Here is an 18675-nt window from a genome sequence, read left to right as displayed (position 1 = left end):
CAATGAATATCATCGAGATCCTGGAGAAGGAGCAGCTTCGCTCCGACATTCCGCAGTTTGCACCGGGCGACACCGTCCGCGTCCATGCCCGCATCGTCGAGGGCACGCGCGAGCGCATTCAGGTGTTCGAGGGCGTCGTCATCGGACGTCAGGGCACGGGCGTCCGCGAGACTTTCACCGTGCGCCGCATCGCATCGGGCGTCGGCGTCGAGCGTCTCTTCCCCGTGCATTCCCCGCGTATCGCAAAGATCGAGGTGACGCGCCGCGGCATCGTTCGCCGGGCGAAACTCTACTACCTGCGCGGTCTCACGGGCAAAGCTGCCCGCATTCGGGAAAAGCGCTAATCGTAAGAGCGATGGGGACTGCTTCGGCAGTCCCTATTTTTGCTGTTATGAGAGGAGGATTTTATGGAAAAGGAAAATTCGACCGCTTCAGAAATCAAGGACTGGGTCATCTCCATCGTCGTCGCCGTGGCGCTGGCGATGTTCATTCGCACGTTCATTGTCGAGCTTTACGTTGTGGACGGCCCTTCGATGCGCCCCACGCTCGAATCGGCGGAGCGGCTCGTCGTCAATAAATTCATCTACCGGTTCCGTGCCCCCGAAAAGGGCGAGGTGCTCGTCTTTCAGTATCCGCGCGACCCGAGCCGCGACTTTATCAAGCGCGTGATCGCGACCCCGGGCGATACCATCGAGATCCGAGAGGGACGCGTTCTCGTCAATGATCAAATCCTCGTCGAGGATTACATCCTCGAAAAGACGCGGAGCGAATACCCCAAAATGACCGTCCCGGAGGGGCATATCTTCGTCATGGGCGACAACCGCAACAATTCCGAGGACAGCCGCTTTGCCGACGTCGGATTCGTGCCGTACGACCTTATCAAGGGCAAGGCGGTCATGGTGTTCTGGCCGCTGTCCGCCTATAAAACACTCTAAAAAGGGGGACTTTCATGCGCTTTGTATCATGGAACGTCAACGGACTGCGCGCCGCACTCAAAAAGGGCTTCATGGAGTCGTTCAAAGAACTCGATGCGGACGCCTTCTGCCTGCAGGAAACGAAGATGCAGGAGGGGCAGGCGATCCTCGATCTGCCCGGCTATGAGCAGTATTTTTACAGCGCCGAGAAAAAGGGATATTCCGGCACCGCGATCTTTACGCGCGTAAAGCCCCTGTCCGTTGCCCGCGGCATCGGCATCCCGCAGCACGACAACGAGGGACGCGTCATCACGATGGAGTTTGACGATCTCTATCTCGTCACCGTCTACACACCAAACTCCCAAAATGCGCTCGCACGTCTCGATTACCGCATGGCATGGGAGGACGCGTTCCGCTCGTTCCTGCTCGAACTGCGGTCGAAAAAGCCCGTCGTCGTCTGCGGCGATCTCAACGTCGCACACACGGAAATCGACCTCAAGAACCCCAAGAGCAACCGCCGGAACGCGGGCTTTACCGACGAAGAGCGCGGCAAATTCGGCGAACTCCTCGCGGCGGGCTTCGTCGACACCTTCCGCGCACTTTACCCCGACAAAGTCGGCGCGTATACATGGTGGTCGTATCTGCGCCACGCGCGTGAGACGAATGCCGGATGGCGCATCGACTACTTCCTCGTCTCCGAGGAGCTGCGCGGGCGCATCGCCGCCGCCGAGATTCATGCGGACGTATTCGGGAGCGACCACTGCCCCGTCTCGCTGACATTATCCTAAATCCGAAGGAAGATTCATGGCTACGTTAAAAGAAGAGCTCGCGGCAGAGATTGCCAAACGGCGCACGTTCGCGATCATCTCACATCCGGACGCGGGCAAGACCACGCTCACCGAAAAGCTCCTCCTCTACGGAGGCGCGATCCATCTCGCGGGCTCCATCAAGTCGCGCAAGACGCAGCGGCACGCCGTCTCCGACTGGATGGAGATCGAGAAACAGCGCGGTATCTCCGTCACGTCCTCCGTCCTCCAGTTCGACTACGACGGATACCGCATCAACATCCTCGACACCCCCGGGCATCAGGACTTCAGCGAGGACACCTACCGCACACTCATGGCGGTCGACAGCGCCGTCATGATCCTCGACGCGGCAAAGGGCGTTGAGGCGCAGACACGGAAGCTGTTCCGCGTCTGTCGACAGCGCGGCATCCCCATCTTTACCTTTGTCAATAAACTCGACCGCTTCGGCAAAGCGCCGCTTGACCTTATGGACGAACTCGAAAACGTCCTCGGCATCAGCTCCTATCCCATGAACTGGCCCATCGGCACCGACGGCACCTACCGCGGCGTCTACGACCGCGAGAAAGACCGCATCGAACTCTTCGCCGAGGACAGCACACACGGACAGGAGACGCGCGCATCCGAGATCTTTGCCCCCGACGATCCCGCGTGGAAGGAACGCGTCGGCGCCGAGACCTGCGCCGCGCTCGCGGACGATCTCGAACTCCTGCGCGAAGCGGGGGAGGAGTTCGACGAGGCGGCGGTCGCCGCGGGACAATTAACGCCCATGTTTTTCGGCTCCGCCATGACGAACTTCGGCGTGCAGAACTTTCTCGAAGAGTACATCCGCCTCGCGCCGCCGCCTGCGCCGCGCATGTCCTCGGACGGCGTGATCGAACCGGACGACGAACAGTTCTCCGGATTCGTCTTTAAGATACAGGCGAACATGAACCCCGCGCACCGCGACCGCCTCGCGTTCATCCGCATCTCCTCCGGGAAATTTGACCGGAACATGAGCGTCTGGCACGCGCCGAGCGGCAAACTCATCAAGCTCGCGCAGCCGCAGCAGTTCCTCGCGCAGGACAGGCAGATCATCGACACCGCCTATCCCGGCGACATCGTAGGGCTCTTTGACCCCGGCGTGTTCGGCATCGGCGATACCCTCTGCGACCCCGCGCACAAATTCAAATTCGAGGACTTCCCCGTGTTTCCGCCCGAACGCTTCGCGCGCGTCGCCGCAAAGGACACCATGAAGCGCAAGCAGTTCGTCAAGGGCATCGAGCAGCTCACGCAGGAAGGCGCGATACAGCTCTTCGAACAGGTCGGCGCAGGGCTCGACAGCTACATCGTCGGCACCGTCGGCACACTCCAGTTCGAAGTACTCGAGTACCGCCTGAAGAACGAATACAACGTCGATATCACCATGCAGATGCAGCCCTTTGAGACCGCACGCTGGCTCGCGTTCCCCGACGGACGCCCCATTAAGCCCTCCGACCTCCGCGGTGCAGACCGCGGCATGTTCGTCCGGGATAGGAACGGCAACCCTGTTTTGCTCGTGAATAACGAGTGGGCGCTTGGGTGGATCAGGGAGAATAATCCGGAGTTAGAGCTGGGACAAGTACCCTTCGATAGACGTGAAGCGTGATCTTGGCGCCTAGCGTCGTCATTTCGTCGAATGCTTCGCTAGGAGTAGCTTTTGACTACGCCGTCGCTCGCATTCGCCTCATTCCTAGCTATGCATCCAAACTGACGCTTCACTTACGTTACGGTGTGAAGCGGAGGCGTGACGCGGGATTTTCGCGCCTAGCGTCGTTATTTGTCGAATCCTGCGCTCGACGTAGCTCCTTAACTACGCCTTCGCTTGGATTCTCCTCATGCCTAGCTATGCATCGAAACTTCCGCGTCACTTACGTTTCGGTGTGACGCGGGATTTTAGCGACCGGTGTCGCTGTCGTGAGAAATCCTGCGGTTATGATTCAAAATATAAGAGGCCGCCGTGCACATATAAAATGATGTGTGCGGCGGTTTTTCTATAGAACACCCCTTGTAATGAGAATCTGTATCGTTTATAATATGGCTGTTATTACTTTTTGCTTTACATGGGCAAGATCGCGGCAACCGTCAGCGCGTTCAGTACGAAGCTGCCATCGACGATCAAGAGGACGACGACGCCCGGCCGATATATTGTTGCATTGGACGGCGAAGAGCGGCACCGCGGCATCGAGGTGAACGTCTTCGGTGAACCGAAGAAAGGATTCCGCCTGCTCGGGGGGCTTATGTATCTCGATGCGAAAAAGATTAGTACGGCGGGCGGTACGCTCGACGGTAAGCTGGCAATGGCTGCACCACGGCTGACTGCCGTCCTGAACGCCGAATACGACATCCCCTCTGCTCCGGGACTGACTGTGACAGGACGGCTTACCCATACCGGAGCGGCATATATCAATCCTGCAAACACGGTACGAGTACCGTCTTATATGACGTTTGACCTTGGACTCCGCTACAAGTTCCAATCTGGGAAAACGCCGATGACCCTGCGGCTCAGCGTCAATAATCTCTTTGACCGCAAATACTGGCAGGCGCGCGCTTACGGCGTGACCGTAGGTAATCCGCGCACGTTCCTCCTCTCGCTTTCAGCGGATCTCTAAATCGTATCGTACATAGAAAAGACGGCAGGCTGCCTAAAGCCTGCCGTTTTTGCAGGAGGAGCACGTGAAAAATTTGAACCGCGCATTTTTGCGCGATATATGGCTGCTGTCCAGGGGATTTTGGACGTCCGATTATAAATGGAAGGCGCGGCTGCTGGCTGTCGCCATTATCGCGATGCAGCTCGTTTATGTTTCCATTATGGTGTATTACAACGCCTGGCAGAAAGACTTTTACAATACCATTCAAGAAGTCTCCCCGGAGCATTTCTTTTACTATCTGAAATTTTGGCCGATGTACATGGTGACCTTCATCTTTATTGAGGTGAACCGCGACTATCTCATGCAGTATTTGGAGATACGGTGGCGCGCATGGGTGGTGGACAACTATACCGGCACGTGGCTCGGCGACCGCACCTATTACTTCATGCAGGTGATGCGGGGCGGAGAAGAGGATATCGATAACCCTGATCAGCGAATTTCTGATGATATCCGTTTGTTCGTGAACTATGTTCTGTCTTTGTCGCTCGGTATCTTGAACGCCGTTATGAAAATCTGTTCGTTCAGCGTCGTTCTTTGGAACCTCTCCGGCGTGCTCTATCTGCCGGTGGGTGAGACAGGTGTGCCGGTGCATGGGTATATGGTGTGGCTTGCCGTGGCCTATGCTTTAGCAGGCTGCTTTTTCACCGTTTGGTTTGGAAAACCGCTGATCTCTCTGAACTATAAGCAGCAGGAATACGAGGCAAATTTCCGCTTTGGTCTGGCACGTCTGCGCGAATATGGTGAAAGCATTGCCGCCTACTGCGGCGAGGCAAAGGAGCAAAAGGACGCCGCCGCACGCTTTCGTTCGATATGGGAGAACTTTCGCCGTCTCATGACGAAGCAGCGCCAGCTCTCGTGGGTGACGTCGCTGCATTGGCGTATATCGTTCCTTTTTCCCTATCTTGTGGGGGTGCCGAAGATCTTCAGCGGAGAGATGCAGTTCGGCGGGCTGATGCAGACGGCGGTTGCCTTTCAGCAGGTGGAGAACGCGCTCGCCTATCTCGTTCTGCACTATTATTCCCCGACCGAAGCGTCGTTTGCGCAGCTGCAGGCAGTAGTGCATCGTCTTACGGACTTTCGCCGGCATATGGACGACACGCGGGAGATGCTGCGTCGATCGCATCTGCGCCGCAGCGTGCATTCGGAGCATGTATTGGAGGCACGCGCGCTTACCGTGCAAAAACCGGACGGGGAGATACTGCTGCGCGATCTGAACCTCACGATCTCTGCGGGGGAACGGCTCCTCATCACAGGGCCTTCCGGACGCGGCAAGAGCACGCTGCTCAAAACGCTTGCGGGCATATGGCCTTATGCCGACGGAGAGATCACGGTGCCGTCGGACTTCACCCCGTTCTTTGTGCCGCAGAAACCGTATCTCCCGCTTGGTACGCTGCGGGATGCGATCGTCTACCCGCAGCGGGAGATGCCGTGCAGTGACGACTATCTGCGGGATCTCCTCCACGCTTGTGGACTCTCCTCTCTTGTGCAGCGGTTGGCTGACGAAGAGAATTGGGGACAGTCCCTTTCGCTTGGCGAGCAGCAGCGCATTGCATTCCTGCGTGTCTTTTTGAAAAAGCCCGCGTGGCTCTTCCTGGACGAGGCAACATCGGCTCTTGATCACGCTAATGAGGAAGCGATGTATGGCCTTTTGCGCGTGTACTGTCCCGAGAGTACTATCGTCAGTATTGCACACCGCCTCTCTCTGCGGCGGTTCCATGAGCGGGAACTGGCGATTTAGACAGACGGGTAGCGGCGCCTCTTTACGTGTGCCTGCTCTCCGAAAATATTTCCTTGACAACCTCATCGTATTCGTCTATAATCTCTCATGTTGCTGACATGCAGCGATAGGGGTATCGCCAAGTTGGTAAGGCACGGGATTCTGAATCCCGCATGCGTTGGTTCGAGTCCAGCTACCCCTGCCATTTGTAAATTAAAACCGCAGTCAAACGGCTGCGGTTTTTCTGTGCGCTCATGTTGTATCATGGAGACAGGTCTGCCAATCGTCAAGTGTCCGCGCTCTCGCTGCAAATCTGCGCGAGGAGGGCACGGCACCCTGCGTTGACGTCGCGGTAGGTGGTTTCGAAGTCTCCGGTGTACCACGGGTCGGCGACATCGCGGCGCTCTCCGATGAAGGAGAGGAGTTTGTACGTCTTTCCTGCCGGATCACCGCCCGTCAGGCGGTCGAGGTCGCGCATGTTTTCACGATCCATGCCGACGATGTAGTCATACGTGTCGTAATCGGAGCGCTGCATGAGCGCGGCACTTCGCTTTGTAAAGGGAATACCGTGTGCGCGCAGCACTTCGCGGGTGCCGTAATGCATATCGCTCCCGATTTCATCCGTGTGCATCGCTTTTGATGCAGCGCTGATTTCGTCCGTGCGCCCCGTTTGCTGCACCAATGCTTTCATGATGAATTCCGCCATTGGCGAGCGGCAGATGTTGCCATGGCAGACGAACAGTATTTTCTTCATTACGTACGACCTCCCTGTGAGATGCGGCTTCGGTTCCGGTACTGCCGATTCTACCGTAAATCTCTCTGCACCGCAAGCGCCGCGTGCTTGTCTTTTGCATATGAAGATGCTAGAATACAAATGGAATGATAAACTGGGCGAGATATGATTTGGGAGTGAACCGCAATCGTGAGCAGTGCTGTATATCATCGGAAAAAATACGGAACGATGCGTCTTTGGCTTGCCGCCGTTGTCTGCGCCGCCTGTACGGGAGCGGGGACAAGCGTCTTTGCCGCGCCGTCACTCGCGCGGCCGGGGGAGGATATTGCGGAGATGGCACCGCATCCCGAGATCGGTGTAGAGGATCGGATCCCTTCCTATCAAAAGGATGACTTTGAAGCACATTTTACGGTGGAGAATTTTGTGCTTGAGGCGCCCGATCTGAATCTTGATAAGGACGAGCTCTCACGCATCCTCGAAGAGGGAATGGGGGCGGGCAAGACGATCGCCGATCTGCGCCGCACCGTCGATGCATTGACGACGTATTGCCGCACGCATGGCTATCCTGCCGCTGCGGCGTATCTGCCGCCGCAGGAGAGCATGGACGGGGTCATTGTGCTGCGCGTGATCCCGGGGCGTTACAATGACATCCGCATTGAGAATAAGAGCCGTCTGAAGACGCCCGTTGCTGCGCGTATCATTGCGGGGCTGAAGAAGGACGATATCATTACGTCGGCGAAGCTCGAGACGGCGCTCTACTCGGTGTCGGATGCGACGGGCGCGCGTGCGGTGGGCGTACTGAGCCCCGGTGCGTCGTTCGGGACGAGCGATCTGACGGTGCGGATCGAGGACTCGAAGGAGTCCAATACGGTGTTCTATGTGGAGAACTACGGCAGTACGGGGACAGGACGTTACCGGTACGGCCTGCAGGAAACGCTTTACGATCCGTCGGGGCGCGGGGATAAGGTCAATGCGGGCACGATTATTTCGAACGGGAGCCTGCGGAATTTCTATGTGAACTATGAGACGGTAGTCGGCCGCGGCGGGACAACGGCGGGCATCGGCATTGCGCGGATGAATTACAAGGTCGGCGGCGCGCTTGCGGCGATCGGTGCGGAGGGGAATTCCCTGACGATGACGCTTTTTGCCCGGACGCCGCTCTATCATCTGACAAACCGCAGCCTGCTGGTGCGCTACGGCTATAACTACCGCAGGCTGAACGACGATATTACGGGGTTTGACCTCGAAGGGAAGAAGCATACGCACAGCGTCTATGCGGGGCTGATCGGGATGCAGCGGATGCGCGGGCTGCAGCTGAATTATAATATGAACTTTACGCTCGGACGTTTGTCCTATGATTCGTTGTATTCGAGCATCCTCGGCATGATCAACCGGACGAACGAAGGCGCTTACGAGAAGGTTGAAGCGGATATGACGGCGGTGCAGCGGCTCGGCAATGCGGCGGATCTCATGGTCAAGGTGTCGGGGCAAAAATCGTGGCAGAACCTCGACAGCTCGGAGGATTTTTATCTCGGGGGGCCGAACGGTGTGCGTGCCTACGCGCAGGGAGAGGCATCGGGCGACGAAGGCGTGCTCGGCACGGCGGAACTGCGCTGGCATACGCCGCTGCACGGGCTGACGATGAGTACGTTCTACGATGCGGGGACAGTACGTATTAGCCATAACGCGCCGGCGGGCGCGCCGAACCGCATGACGCTGCGCGGCTGGGGTGTCGGGGCGGCTTATCATAAGCCGGGCGACTGGTTCGCGCGGCTCGACTATGCACGGCGCATTGGTCTCGATGCGCAGGTTGCGCCGAAGAATGCGGCGTCGGGGCGTGTGTGGTTCCTCATGGGAAAGATTTGGTAATTTCGACGATACTGTGGCGAGAAAGAGCGGAGATGAACGGGGCAGGATATGAGACTGCGGCGAAAACCGTGGATTGACACGGCGATACAGGACTATGCGGATTTTGTGACGCCGCTCGGCGGGGACGTCCGGCATTTTGCGGGGCGATGGGCGGATGAATTTCGCCGCACGGCGCCGCTTCATATTGAGATCGGTGTGGGCAAGGGCGATTTTATCACGGAGCTGGCGGCACGGCATCCGGAGGTCAATTATGTGGGGCTGGAGGCACAGCAGGGCGTGCTCTATTTTGCTGCGCGCAAGGCGGCGGAGCGGGAGCTGAAGAATCTGCGCCTGCTTGTCTTTGATGCGGCGCATCTGTCGGAACTGTTCGCGCCGGGGGAGGTCTGGCGTATCTATTTGAATTTTTCAGACCCGTGGCCGAAGAAGCGCCATGCGAAGCGGCGGCTGACGAGCGAGGTGTTCCTTGCACGTTATCGGGAAGTATTGCGTCCGGACGGCGAGATCCGGTTCAAGACGGACAATGAGGGCTTATTTGCGTACTCTCTTGAGACGATGGCGCAGGAGGGGTGGCGTCTCTCGGATGTGACGCATGATCTGCACGCACTCGGTGATCCGTCGAATATCATGACGGAGTACGAGCGCAAGTTCAGCGCGCGCGGGGCGAAGATCGGGCGCCTCACGGCGCGGCTGCCGCAGGAGCACGACTGATGCGTACGCGCTATACGCTCTTTAAGAGCGATTCGGAGCCGATTGTTATCATCATGGGGATTCTTCTCGTGGTGGGATTGGTCAATGTGTTCAGCTCGAGTTATGTGCTTGCGGCGATGGATTTTGAGAATCCGTATTTCTTCTTGGGGCGCCATGCACTGTGGAGCTTTTTCGGCATCATTGCCTGCGTGATCTGTCGTAAAGTAGACTATCGCAAATGGCGCGGGCTGATGTTCGTGGGGCTCGGCGTCACGCTCTTCCTGCTTGTCGCAGTACTCTTCGTCGGGACGACGGTGAACGGTGCGCAGCGGTGGATTTCGCTTGGACCGCTTAGCTTTCAGCCCGCAGAGTTTGCGAAGCTCATGGCAGTACTGATGGGGGCGTTTTCGATTTCGTCGGTGCTCTCGAAGGAGGACTTTTACATTGCGGAGGACTGGCCGCGCGTGGTTGTTCCGTTCGGGGCGATTCTCGTGATGGCGTTTCTCGTCTACCGTGAGCCGGATTTTGGCACAGCGTGCATCGTGTTCGGTGTGCCGCTTCTCATGGCGATTGTGCTGCTTGTTCGTCCACGATTCTGGAGTTTGATTGGTTTAGTAGGCGGGGCTGTCGCCCTTGGAATCGGAGCGCTCCAGCCCTACCGTATGAAGCGCATTCTGGTCTGGATCGACCCGTGGTCGGACGCACGAGACGCAGGGTATCAGATGGTGCAGTCGCTTTCGACGATCGGGTCGGGCGGCATCTTTGGGATGGGCTTCGGCGACGGCGTGAGCAAATATGAGTATCTGCCGGAGGCGCATACAGATTTTGCCTTTGCGATCTTTAGTCAGGAACACGGCTTTCTCGGTGTGCTGCTCATTTTTTTCTTCATCGGGGTGCTTCTCATCTACTGTCTTCGCGTGGCGGCTCGGGCAAAAGATGTGTTCGGGCAGGTGCTCGCGCTCGGCATCGTCTTTCTCGTACTCGGTCAGGCGCTGGCAAATCTTGCGATGGTTGCGGGGGTCCTCCCCGTCGTCGGTGTGCCGCTGCCCTTTATTAGCTACGGCGGCTCCTCACTCGTTGTGACGATGGCGGGGATGGGGATGCTGCTCGGCATCGCCGATCGAAACGACCGTGCGTCGGACGGCGATGCGCCACAGAGGCGCGGCGCAGAGGAGGAAGCGGAAGAACGCCGCCGCCGTATGCATGTGGTGCGATAAAGGGACTGCCGTACGCGGGAGCGCGGGCGGCAGTTTTTCAATATCATTGTAGCTTTGTGAGGAAAATCGATGTTCAGTGATTTTTTTCTTGGTGCGCAGCAGGATCTAAAAATCGCGCTCCTGCCGCCGATGATCTGCGCGGTGTTCCGCCTGATCTTCATCTTGACATACCGCGCGAAAAAATCGCCGCGCGGCGAGTGGCGCAAGTGGTTCGGCTGTTTTAACTATGGATTTTGGTGGGGGATGGACTTCAACGCATATGTCTATCTTGCACTTCTGCTTTTTGTTTCCGTTCCGAGCGCCTTTTTGCCCGCTTATTTCAGCGTCGCCGATACGGTGCGGACGATTTTCGTGCTCCTTTATGCGGCGCTGCTGTATACGGCGTTCATTGGGAAGATGATTTTCTATGCACATTTCCGCGATACGTTCAATCAAACGGTATGGCTTGGAAAAAATGCCGATAAGAGAAATTTTGCCGATATATTTTTCAACCAAAATCATGGGGCGTGGCTGTTGCTCGGCTATTTTCCGTATCTTGCGGTCTGTGCTCTCGCCGCGCGGGGGCTTCTTGCACTGCCGTCCGTCGCGTATCCGTTTGCATTTGAGGGCGGCTCGCAGTATGCGGCGAATGTGGCGGTTTTTATCGCTGCGATTGCGCTCTTTTACTGGCTGCGCTACGGCGGGACGTTCCGTCACCGGAAAAAGCCGGAGTGGGACGAGGTGCCGCCGATCGTGAAGAATGACGTCGTGCTCGGCAAGGCGACCATCGATGATTTTATCGCGCTCGAGATGGTGTGGAAACGCCCGCCGCGCGAGGCGCTCAGACATACGGATGAGGAGTCGCGGCGGATCATAAGAGCGGTACTGCCCGGCGGACGTGACTTTGCCGAATGTCCGCTCGAGCTGTATAAAAGAACCGCGCAGGGGAGCAGAATTGAACCTCCCCGACATATTTTCTTCCTGCTGGGAGAGAGCCATATGCAGGCTCTTTTTGACGCGACATTCGCGCACCTGCATCTGATGGAGGCGAGTGAGCGGTTCCGCGCTGATCCTCATACGGTGAGCATCCATAATTTCCTCCCGGCGGGGATGATCTCGCAGCCGGCGCTCACGAGTCTGCTCCTCGGCATTTATGATGCGGATATGGAGCTGAATGAGAATAAGGATTTTTGGAGCGGGACGCTGCCAACCTCGCTGCCGCGTCAAATGAAGGAGCTTGGGTACCGGACGGATTTTTGGTATGGCGGCGGTTTGAACTGGGGAAGTCTCGCACATTTCCTTCCGGCGGTCGGCTTTGATGCGTCTTACGGCGGCCCCGACATCTGCCCGCCGGATGCGCCGCGCACATGGCTCGGCGTGCATGACCATATCTTTCTCAGAGAGGCTGCACGGCGGATTCGTGCGGCGGAGGAGTACCGCGGGTTTCACTTCCTCTATACAACGTCGAATCACGGACCTTACCTCCTGCCGTTCGAGGACTATGGATTTGATGCGGATCGGGTTCTGCGGGATGCGCCCGCAGAGCTGCGCGAGAAGGGGCTCCGGCGGCGCGGTCTGGCGTGTGCGTGGTATGCGGACAGAGCTCTTTGTGCGTTCATTGACGAAATGCGGGCGGCGTTCTCGGACAGTCTCTTCATCGTGACGGGCGACCACATGGGCGGCGTGCTGCCGGTGGCGGAGGTTCTGGAACGCAAGGAGATCGCCCTGCGCGAGCGTGTCCTAACGTCCTTTGCGATGTATCATCCGCAGCTGATGCCCGCGCACTTTGCAGGCAATACCATCGGCGGACATATGAATATCCTGCCGACGCTCTTTGAACTCATTGCACCGCAGGGATTCGAATACTATGCGATCGAGCGGCCGCTAACGGAGCCGATTGACCGTGTCGTTACGCCCTATGCGTGGGTGACGCGCGCCGAGATTGGCTTTTATGCCGAGCGCGCGGAGCAGACACTCGCCGTGTCGGCGGGCGAGATTCCGCGCCGGAATGATGCGGAGCGCTTTGCAGAGGAGCGTGACGGTTGGTCAGAGATGGCGGCGTATTATGTGCGGCATCCTGCGCTCCTCGATAGCATGAATCACGGCTAGCACTGCGAAGGAATGATGCGATATGGATACGGATAAAAAGCGGATCGAGGAACGGATCGAACATTATTGGGATGCGCGCAGCCGCGATTTTGGCGAGAAGCGGCGCCGGGAGCTTGCGGGCGTTAATGCACAGGCATGGAGAAGTTTGTTTGCGCGATATTTACCCGGAAACAGGCAGCTGCATATTCTCGATATCGGAACGGGGCCCGGATTTTTTTCCATTTTGCTCTCGGCTATGGGGCATCGGTGTCTGGGCATTGATATGTCGGCGGATATGCTGCGGGAAGCGGCAAAGAACAGCGTCGGGCTGATGCCCATGCCGAGATACATGAAAATGAATGCACAAGAACTGCATTTTCCGGATATGTCTTTTGATGTCGTTGTGTCGCGTAATCTGACGTGGACGCTGCCGCATGTAAGCGCTGCTTATCGTGAATGGGTGAGAGTTCTGCGCCCCGGCGGGATACTCCTTAATTTTGACGCGGATTACGGGAAAGTCACATTTGCACACCAGATAAAACCGGCCGGGGTACATGCGATGCTTTCGGCAGCGTGTATAGAAGAGTGTGATTCTATCAAGAGCATGCTTGCGATTAGTTCAAAGGATCGCCCGGCATGGGATGCCGCAACTTTGGAGGAGCTTGGTATGGAGATCGTGGTGGAGCGGGATATTCGCAAGGTGGTGTGCCGCGATGAACGGCTCCCGGCAGACGACGTTCCGTTTTTTGCAATCTATGCAAAAAAGCGAGAGTGAAGCGCGATCTTGGCGCTTGCCTTTTCTTATGCGATGGGCAGAAAAAATTAAAACGTACAATTTTTTTTTTGCAGAAAGATACGCTAGAAAAAGTGTCAATAAAAAACTTTGTAAAATATGCGTTGACAAGGGTTTTAGCGGGTGATATTATGTGACAGTCCCCTTTTTGGAGGTGAGGATATGTCTCTGGAGAAACTGCGCTCAGCGCGCCGGATTGCGGGCGTAAAGCAGGTGGAACGCGCCGTGCTGAACGGTGCCGCGGAGACGGTATTCATCGCATCCGACGCCGATGAACGCGTGACGCACACGCTTCTTGCGGCGTGTGCGGAGAAGGGCGTCGCGGTTGACCGCACGGCGACGAAGGACGAGCTCGGTGAGCGGGCGCGCCTCGATGTAGGCGCCGCTGCGGTCGCAATACTACGGTAAAAACGCAGCCATGCGTTTTCCTACAAAAGAATTGTTACTCGACGACAAAGGAAGGAGGTGCAGTATGCCAACGATCAATCAGCTCATTCGAAAGAGCAGAAAGAGCCTTGAGGAGAAATCGAAAGCACCAGCACTGAAGAACAGCCCGCAGAAGCGAGGGGTCTGCACGCGTGTTTACACATCCACGCCGAAGAAGCCGAACTCTGCTCTTAGAAAGGTTGCTCGTGTTCGCCTGACGAACAGCATCGAGGTGACCGCATATATCCCCGGCATCGGACACAATCTGCAGGAGCACAGCGTCGTCCTCATTCGCGGCGGGCGCGTCAAGGATCTGCCGGGCGTGCGCTATCATATCATCCGCGGCTCGCTCGATACGGCCGGTGTGCAGGATCGCGCACAGGGACGTTCGAAGTACGGCGCAAAGCGTGCGAAGAAGAAGTAAGGAAGTATATCGTTTTAGGTAGGAGGTTGGGCTATGCCACGTAAGGGCCCCGTGCCGAAGCGGGATGTTCTGCCGGATCCGGTATATCATTCCAAGACGGTGACGAAGTTTATCAACAAGGTCATGCTCTCGGGCAAGAAGAGTGTCGCGGAGCGCGTTGTGTACGATGCGTTCAACACAATTCGCGAGAAGACAGGGCAGGATCCGCTCGAGGTGTTCGAGACGGCGCTGCGCAATGTTATGCCCGTGCTCGAGGTGAAAGCGCGCCGCGTCGGCGGTGCGAACTATCAGGTGCCTGTCGAGGTGCGTGCGGATCGCCGTATGACGCTCGGCATTCGCTGGCTCGTCAGCTATGCGCGTCTGCGCGGCGAAAAGACGATGGAAGCGCGCCTGTCGGCGGAGCTGATGGATGCTGCGAACAATACGGGCGCGGCAATTAAAAAGAAGGAAGATACGCACAAGATGGCGGAGGCCAACAAGGCATTCGCACATTATCGCTGGTAATTTTACTAGCAGTGTAAGGAGCGATAGGAAACAGTGGCAAGAGAATATTCCCTTGAAAAAACGCGGAATATCGGCATCATGGCACACATTGATGCCGGCAAGACGACGACCACCGAGCGCATTCTCTTCTACACGGGCGTAACGCACAAGATCGGCGAGGTCCATGAAGGCGCAGCCACAATGGACTGGATGGTTCAGGAACAGGAACGCGGCATTACGATTACGTCGGCGGCGACGACCTGCCACTGGAAAGACCATCGCATCAATATCATTGATACGCCGGGTCACGTTGACTTTACGGTCGAGGTAGAGCGCTCGCTGCGCGTTCTGGACGGCACGGTTGCCGTTCTCACGGCGCGCGGCGGTGTCGAGCCGCAGACGGAGACGGTTTGGCGTCAGGCGGAGCGTTACAACGTCCCGCGCATGGCGTACGTCAACAAGATGGACATTACGGGCGCGGATTTCTTCAACGTCATGAAGATGATGCGCGAGCGTCTCAATGCGAATCCGGTAGCGATTCAGCTCCCGATCGGCGCGGAGGACGAGTTTAAGGGCATCATCGATCTCGTGAAGATGGATGCCATCGTCTATGAGGACGATCTTGGCAAGGTGACCGACGAGGTCGAGATTCCCGCAGAGTACAAAGAGCAGGCGGAAGAGTATCGCGAGAAGCTTCTCGAGGCGTGCGCTGAGGCGGACGATGAACTCATGGAGAAGTACCTCGGTGGCGAAGAGGTCACGGAGGCGGAGATCCGCCATGCCATTCGCAAGGCGACCATCGCCTGCGAGATGACTCCGGTCACCTGCGGCACGTCGTACCGCAACAAGGGTGTACAGCCGCTGCTCGACGCCATCGTCGACTATATGCCGGCACCGACGGATATCCCTCCGATTGCGGGCGTGAATCCCGATACCGGCGAGGCAGACAGCCGTCCCGCGTCGGACAGCGCACCGTTCTCGGCACTGGCGTTCAAGATTATGACCGATCCGTTCGTCGGTAAGCTTGCGTTCTTCCGTGTATATTCCGGTACGCTGAACTCCGGCTCTTACGTCTTCAATGCGACGAAGGACAACAAGGAGCGCATCGGGCGTATCCTCCAGATGCATGCGAACAACCGCAAAGAGATCGATGTGGTCTACAGCGGCGATATTGCTGCTGCCGTCGGACTCAAGAACACGACGACGGGCGATACACTGTGCGACGAAGCGCATCCGATCATTCTCGAATCGATGGAGTTCCCCGATCCCGTGATCTCCGTTGCGGTGGAACCTGCAACGAAGAACGATCAGGAGAAGATGGGCATTGCCCTTCAAAAGCTCGCTGAAGAGGATCCGACGTTCCGCGTTCACACAGACGCAGAGACGGGACAGGTCATCATCTCGGGCATGGGTGAGTTGCATCTGCAGATCATCGTCGACCGTATGCTCCGCGAGTTCAAGGTCGACTGCAAGGTCGGCGAGCCCCAGGTTGCCTACCGTGAGACGATCCGCAAGTCCGTTAAGTCCGAGGGCAAGTTCGTCCGCCAGTCCGGCGGTCACGGTCAGTACGGTCACTGCTGGCTCGAACTCTTCCCGCAGGAAGCGGGCGAGGGCTTTACGTTCGAGAACAAGGTCGTCGGCGGCGTGATTCCGAAGGAATTCATTAACCCGATCGAGGCGGGCGTTCGTCAGGCAATGGAGAGCGGCGTTGTCGCGGGCTATCCGATGGTGGACATCAAGGTTGTCGTTTACGACGGATCGTTCCACGAAGTCGACTCCTCGGAGGCGGCGTTCAAGGTGGCAGGCTCGATGGCGTTCAAAGCCGGTGCCGAGAAGGCAAATCCTGTCCTGCTCGAGCCGTATGTGAAGGTTGAGGTCACGGTGCCCGAAGAATACATGGGTGACGTGATCGGCGACCTGAACTCGCGCCGCGGACGCATCGACGGCATGGAGCCGCGCAACGGCGTGCAGGTCATCAATGCGTACGTTCCGCTCTCGGAGATGTTCGGCTACTCGACGGATCTCCGTTCCAAAACTCAGGGCCGCGGGAACTACTCGATGGAGGTTTCCTTCTACGACGAAGTTCCTAAGAATATAGCTGACGCTGTAGTCGCCAAAAACAAAGGCGAATAAGGAGGCAATTTTTAATGGCAAAGGAAAAGTTTAACCGCAGCAAGCCCCATGTCAACATCGGCACGATCGGCCACGTTGACCACGGCAAGACGACGCTGACGGCTGCAATCACGAAGGTGCTCTCCGAGAAGGGCTACGCGAAGTTCGAGGACTACGCGGACATCGACAAGGCTCCCGAGGAGCGCGAGCGCGGCATCACGATCAACACGGCGCACGTTGAATACGAGACGGACAACCGTCACTATGCACACGTGGACTGCCCGGGTCACGCGGACTATGTGAAGAACATGATCACGGGTGCGGCGCAGATGGACGGCGCGATCCTTGTGGTCTCCGCCGCCGACGGCCCCATGCCCCAGACGCGCGAGCACATCCTGCTTGCCCGCCAGGTCGGTGTTCCGGCACTCGTTGTGTTCCTGAACAAGGTTGACCAGGTTGACGACCCCGAGCTTCTTGAGCTCGTTGAGATGGAAGTCCGCGAACTCCTCTCCCAGTATGAGTTCCCCGGCGACGACATCCCTGTTGTTGCAGGCTCGGCGCTCAAGGCGCTCGAGGGCGACGAGGCAATGAAGGCAAAGATCCTTGAGCTTATGGATGAGGTTGACAAGTATATCCCGACGCCGGTGCGCGATACGGATAAGCCTTTCCTCATGCCGGTCGAGGACGTCTTCACGATCACGGGACGCGGCACGGTCGCTACGGGTCGTGTGGAGCGCGGCGAGCTGAAGCTCAACGACACGGTTGAGATCGTCGGCCTGCAGGACGAGGCACGCAGCACAGTCGTTACGGGCATCGAGATGTTCCGCAAGCTGCTCGACAGCGCGGTTGCGGGCGACAACATCGGCGCACTGCTCCGCGGCGTTGACCGCAAGGACATCGAGCGCGGCCAGGTTCTCGCGAAGCCGGGCTCCATTAAGCCCCACACGAAGTTCAAGGCGCAGGTCTACGTCCTGACGAAGGAAGAGGGTGGCCGTCATACGCCGTTCTTCACAAACTATCGTCCCCAGTTCTACTTCCGCACGACGGACGTGACGGGCGTTGTCCGTCTCCCCGAGGGCACCGAGATGGTCATGCCCGGCGATAACGTCGAGATGGAAGTCGAGCTCATCACCCCGATCGCGATCGAGCAGGGCCTCCGCTTCGCTATCCGCGAGGGCGGCCATACGGTCGGCGCAGGTCGTGTTACGGCAATCGAGGGTTAATCCCATTTGATATTCCCATGAGGAGGAGCGGCGCACCGCGTCGCTCCTTTTCGAGGGAGTATGACAAAACTTCTTACATTCATCTTTTGGAATCATACGAAACGATGTACTCCATGCGATGACATGGCAGATGGCTATGCCCCGGCGGGGCAGAGGGAACTGCCGTGGAGAAATGTTTGGGGCGAGACCCCGGACGAAGGAGGAAAACTATTTTGGCGAAACAGCAGAAAATCAGAATTCGTTTGAAAGCCTATGACCACAAGGCGCTCGATCAGAGTGCGGCGAAGATCGTCGACACGGCAAAGAAGACGGGCGCGATGGTCTCGGGACCCATCCCACTTCCGACGGAGAAGAACGTCTACACGATTCTCCGCTCTCCGCACGTCAACAAGGACTCGCGCGAGCAGTTTGAGATGCGTACGCACAAGCGCCTCATCGACATCCTGCAGCCGACGAACAAGACGGTCGATTCGCTCATGCGGCTCGATCTGCCTGCCGGCGTTGACATCGAGATTAAGCTCTAAAATAGGAGGTGGAA

At 57.6% G+C, this 18675-nt stretch carries 18 protein-coding genes and 1 tRNA gene; 18 read left to right on the top strand and 1 reads right to left on the bottom strand.

The annotated features are described in order from the left end of the window. Positions 1-2 precede the first annotated feature (2 nt). The 7 genes from rplS (at position 3) to K341_RS0102250 (ending at position 6308) form a co-directional block, all read left to right on the top strand. Positions 3-344, top strand: coding sequence for a 50S ribosomal protein L19 (gene rplS, locus K341_RS0102280; RefSeq protein WP_009349598.1), 342 nt, complete (start codon positions 3-5; stop codon positions 342-344). A gap of 63 nt (positions 345-407) precedes the next feature. Beyond that, the gene (lepB, locus tag K341_RS0102275; RefSeq protein WP_009349600.1) at positions 408-935 is read left to right on the top strand and encodes a signal peptidase I; all 528 of its coding nucleotides are present in this window, start codon (positions 408-410) and stop codon (positions 933-935) included. 14 nt (positions 936-949) lie between these two features. After that, positions 950-1702, top strand: a complete 753-nt coding sequence (locus K341_RS0102270) for an exodeoxyribonuclease III (protein WP_009349601.1) — start codon at positions 950-952, stop codon at positions 1700-1702. 16 nt (positions 1703-1718) lie between these two features. Further along, positions 1719-3344 (top strand): peptide chain release factor 3, encoded by a 1626-nt coding sequence (locus K341_RS0102265; RefSeq protein WP_009349602.1) that lies wholly within the window; start codon positions 1719-1721, stop codon positions 3342-3344. 454 nt (positions 3345-3798) lie between these two features. After that, entirely contained in the window at positions 3799-4347 is a 549-nt protein-coding gene (locus tag K341_RS0102260; protein WP_009349603.1) for a TonB-dependent receptor domain-containing protein, read from the top strand. 64 nt (positions 4348-4411) lie between these two features. Further along, complete coding sequence (locus K341_RS0102255; protein WP_026761705.1) at positions 4412-6124, top strand: ABC transporter ATP-binding protein/permease; 1713 nt, start codon at positions 4412-4414, stop codon at positions 6122-6124. A gap of 108 nt (positions 6125-6232) precedes the next feature. Further along, positions 6233-6308, top strand: a tRNA-Gln gene (locus K341_RS0102250). An 81-nt stretch (positions 6309-6389) separates the two neighbouring features. Here the strand turns inward: K341_RS0102250 and K341_RS0102245 are convergent. After that, positions 6390-6857, bottom strand: coding sequence for a low molecular weight protein-tyrosine-phosphatase (locus tag K341_RS0102245; RefSeq protein WP_026761704.1), 468 nt, complete (start codon positions 6855-6857; stop codon positions 6390-6392). 207 nt (positions 6858-7064) lie between these two features. Here K341_RS0102245 and K341_RS0102240 point away from each other — a divergent pair, with 207 nt between their 5' ends. The 11 genes from K341_RS0102240 (at position 7065) to rpsJ (ending at position 18661) form a co-directional block, all read left to right on the top strand. Then, complete coding sequence (locus tag K341_RS0102240) at positions 7065-8705, top strand: ShlB/FhaC/HecB family hemolysin secretion/activation protein (RefSeq protein WP_009349607.1); 1641 nt, start codon at positions 7065-7067, stop codon at positions 8703-8705. A 48-nt stretch (positions 8706-8753) separates the two neighbouring features. After that, on the top strand, positions 8754-9413 hold the full coding sequence (gene trmB / locus K341_RS0102235; RefSeq protein ID WP_009349608.1) for a tRNA (guanosine(46)-N7)-methyltransferase TrmB: 660 nt from the start codon (positions 8754-8756) through the stop codon (positions 9411-9413). Beyond that, positions 9413-10609: an FtsW/RodA/SpoVE family cell cycle protein gene (locus tag K341_RS0102230; RefSeq protein WP_009349609.1), complete on the top strand. Its 1197-nt coding sequence runs from the start codon at positions 9413-9415 to the stop codon at positions 10607-10609. Before trmB ends, K341_RS0102230 begins: the two co-directional genes overlap by 1 nt. 69 nt (positions 10610-10678) lie before the next feature. Further along, positions 10679-12697 (top strand): LTA synthase family protein, encoded by a 2019-nt coding sequence (locus K341_RS0102225; protein ID WP_026761703.1) that lies wholly within the window; start codon positions 10679-10681, stop codon positions 12695-12697. A gap of 22 nt (positions 12698-12719) precedes the next feature. After that, the gene (locus K341_RS0102220; RefSeq protein WP_009349611.1) at positions 12720-13451 is read left to right on the top strand and encodes a class I SAM-dependent methyltransferase; all 732 of its coding nucleotides are present in this window, start codon (positions 12720-12722) and stop codon (positions 13449-13451) included. A 180-nt stretch (positions 13452-13631) separates the two neighbouring features. Next, positions 13632-13877 carry a L7Ae/L30e/S12e/Gadd45 family ribosomal protein gene (locus K341_RS0102215; protein WP_009349612.1) on the top strand — a complete coding sequence of 82 codons (246 nt, stop codon included), beginning with the start codon at positions 13632-13634 and terminating at the stop codon, positions 13875-13877. Positions 13878-13941: 64 nt separating this feature from the next. Beyond that, the gene (rpsL, locus tag K341_RS0102210; RefSeq protein ID WP_006307578.1) at positions 13942-14319 is read left to right on the top strand and encodes a 30S ribosomal protein S12; all 378 of its coding nucleotides are present in this window, start codon (positions 13942-13944) and stop codon (positions 14317-14319) included. Positions 14320-14352: 33 nt separating this feature from the next. Next, on the top strand, positions 14353-14823 hold the full coding sequence (gene rpsG, locus K341_RS0102205) for a 30S ribosomal protein S7 (RefSeq protein ID WP_009349614.1): 471 nt from the start codon (positions 14353-14355) through the stop codon (positions 14821-14823). 33 nt (positions 14824-14856) lie between these two features. Further along, complete coding sequence (fusA, locus tag K341_RS0102200) at positions 14857-16935, top strand: elongation factor G (protein WP_009657363.1); 2079 nt, start codon at positions 14857-14859, stop codon at positions 16933-16935. 14 nt (positions 16936-16949) lie between these two features. Beyond that, on the top strand, positions 16950-18137 hold the full coding sequence (gene tuf, locus K341_RS0102195; RefSeq protein ID WP_009349616.1) for an elongation factor Tu: 1188 nt from the start codon (positions 16950-16952) through the stop codon (positions 18135-18137). 212 nt (positions 18138-18349) lie between these two features. After that, entirely contained in the window at positions 18350-18661 is a 312-nt protein-coding gene (gene rpsJ, locus K341_RS0102190; RefSeq protein WP_006695835.1) for a 30S ribosomal protein S10, read from the top strand. Positions 18662-18675: the final 14 nt, after the last annotated feature.

It is taken from the genome of Centipeda artemidis DSM 19719 (assembly GCF_000426665.1).
Lineage (GTDB): Bacteria > Bacillota > Negativicutes > Selenomonadales > Selenomonadaceae > Centipeda > Centipeda artemidis.
Note: the sequence above shows the minus strand (reverse complement) of the source record. Positions and strands in the feature narration are given on the sequence as shown.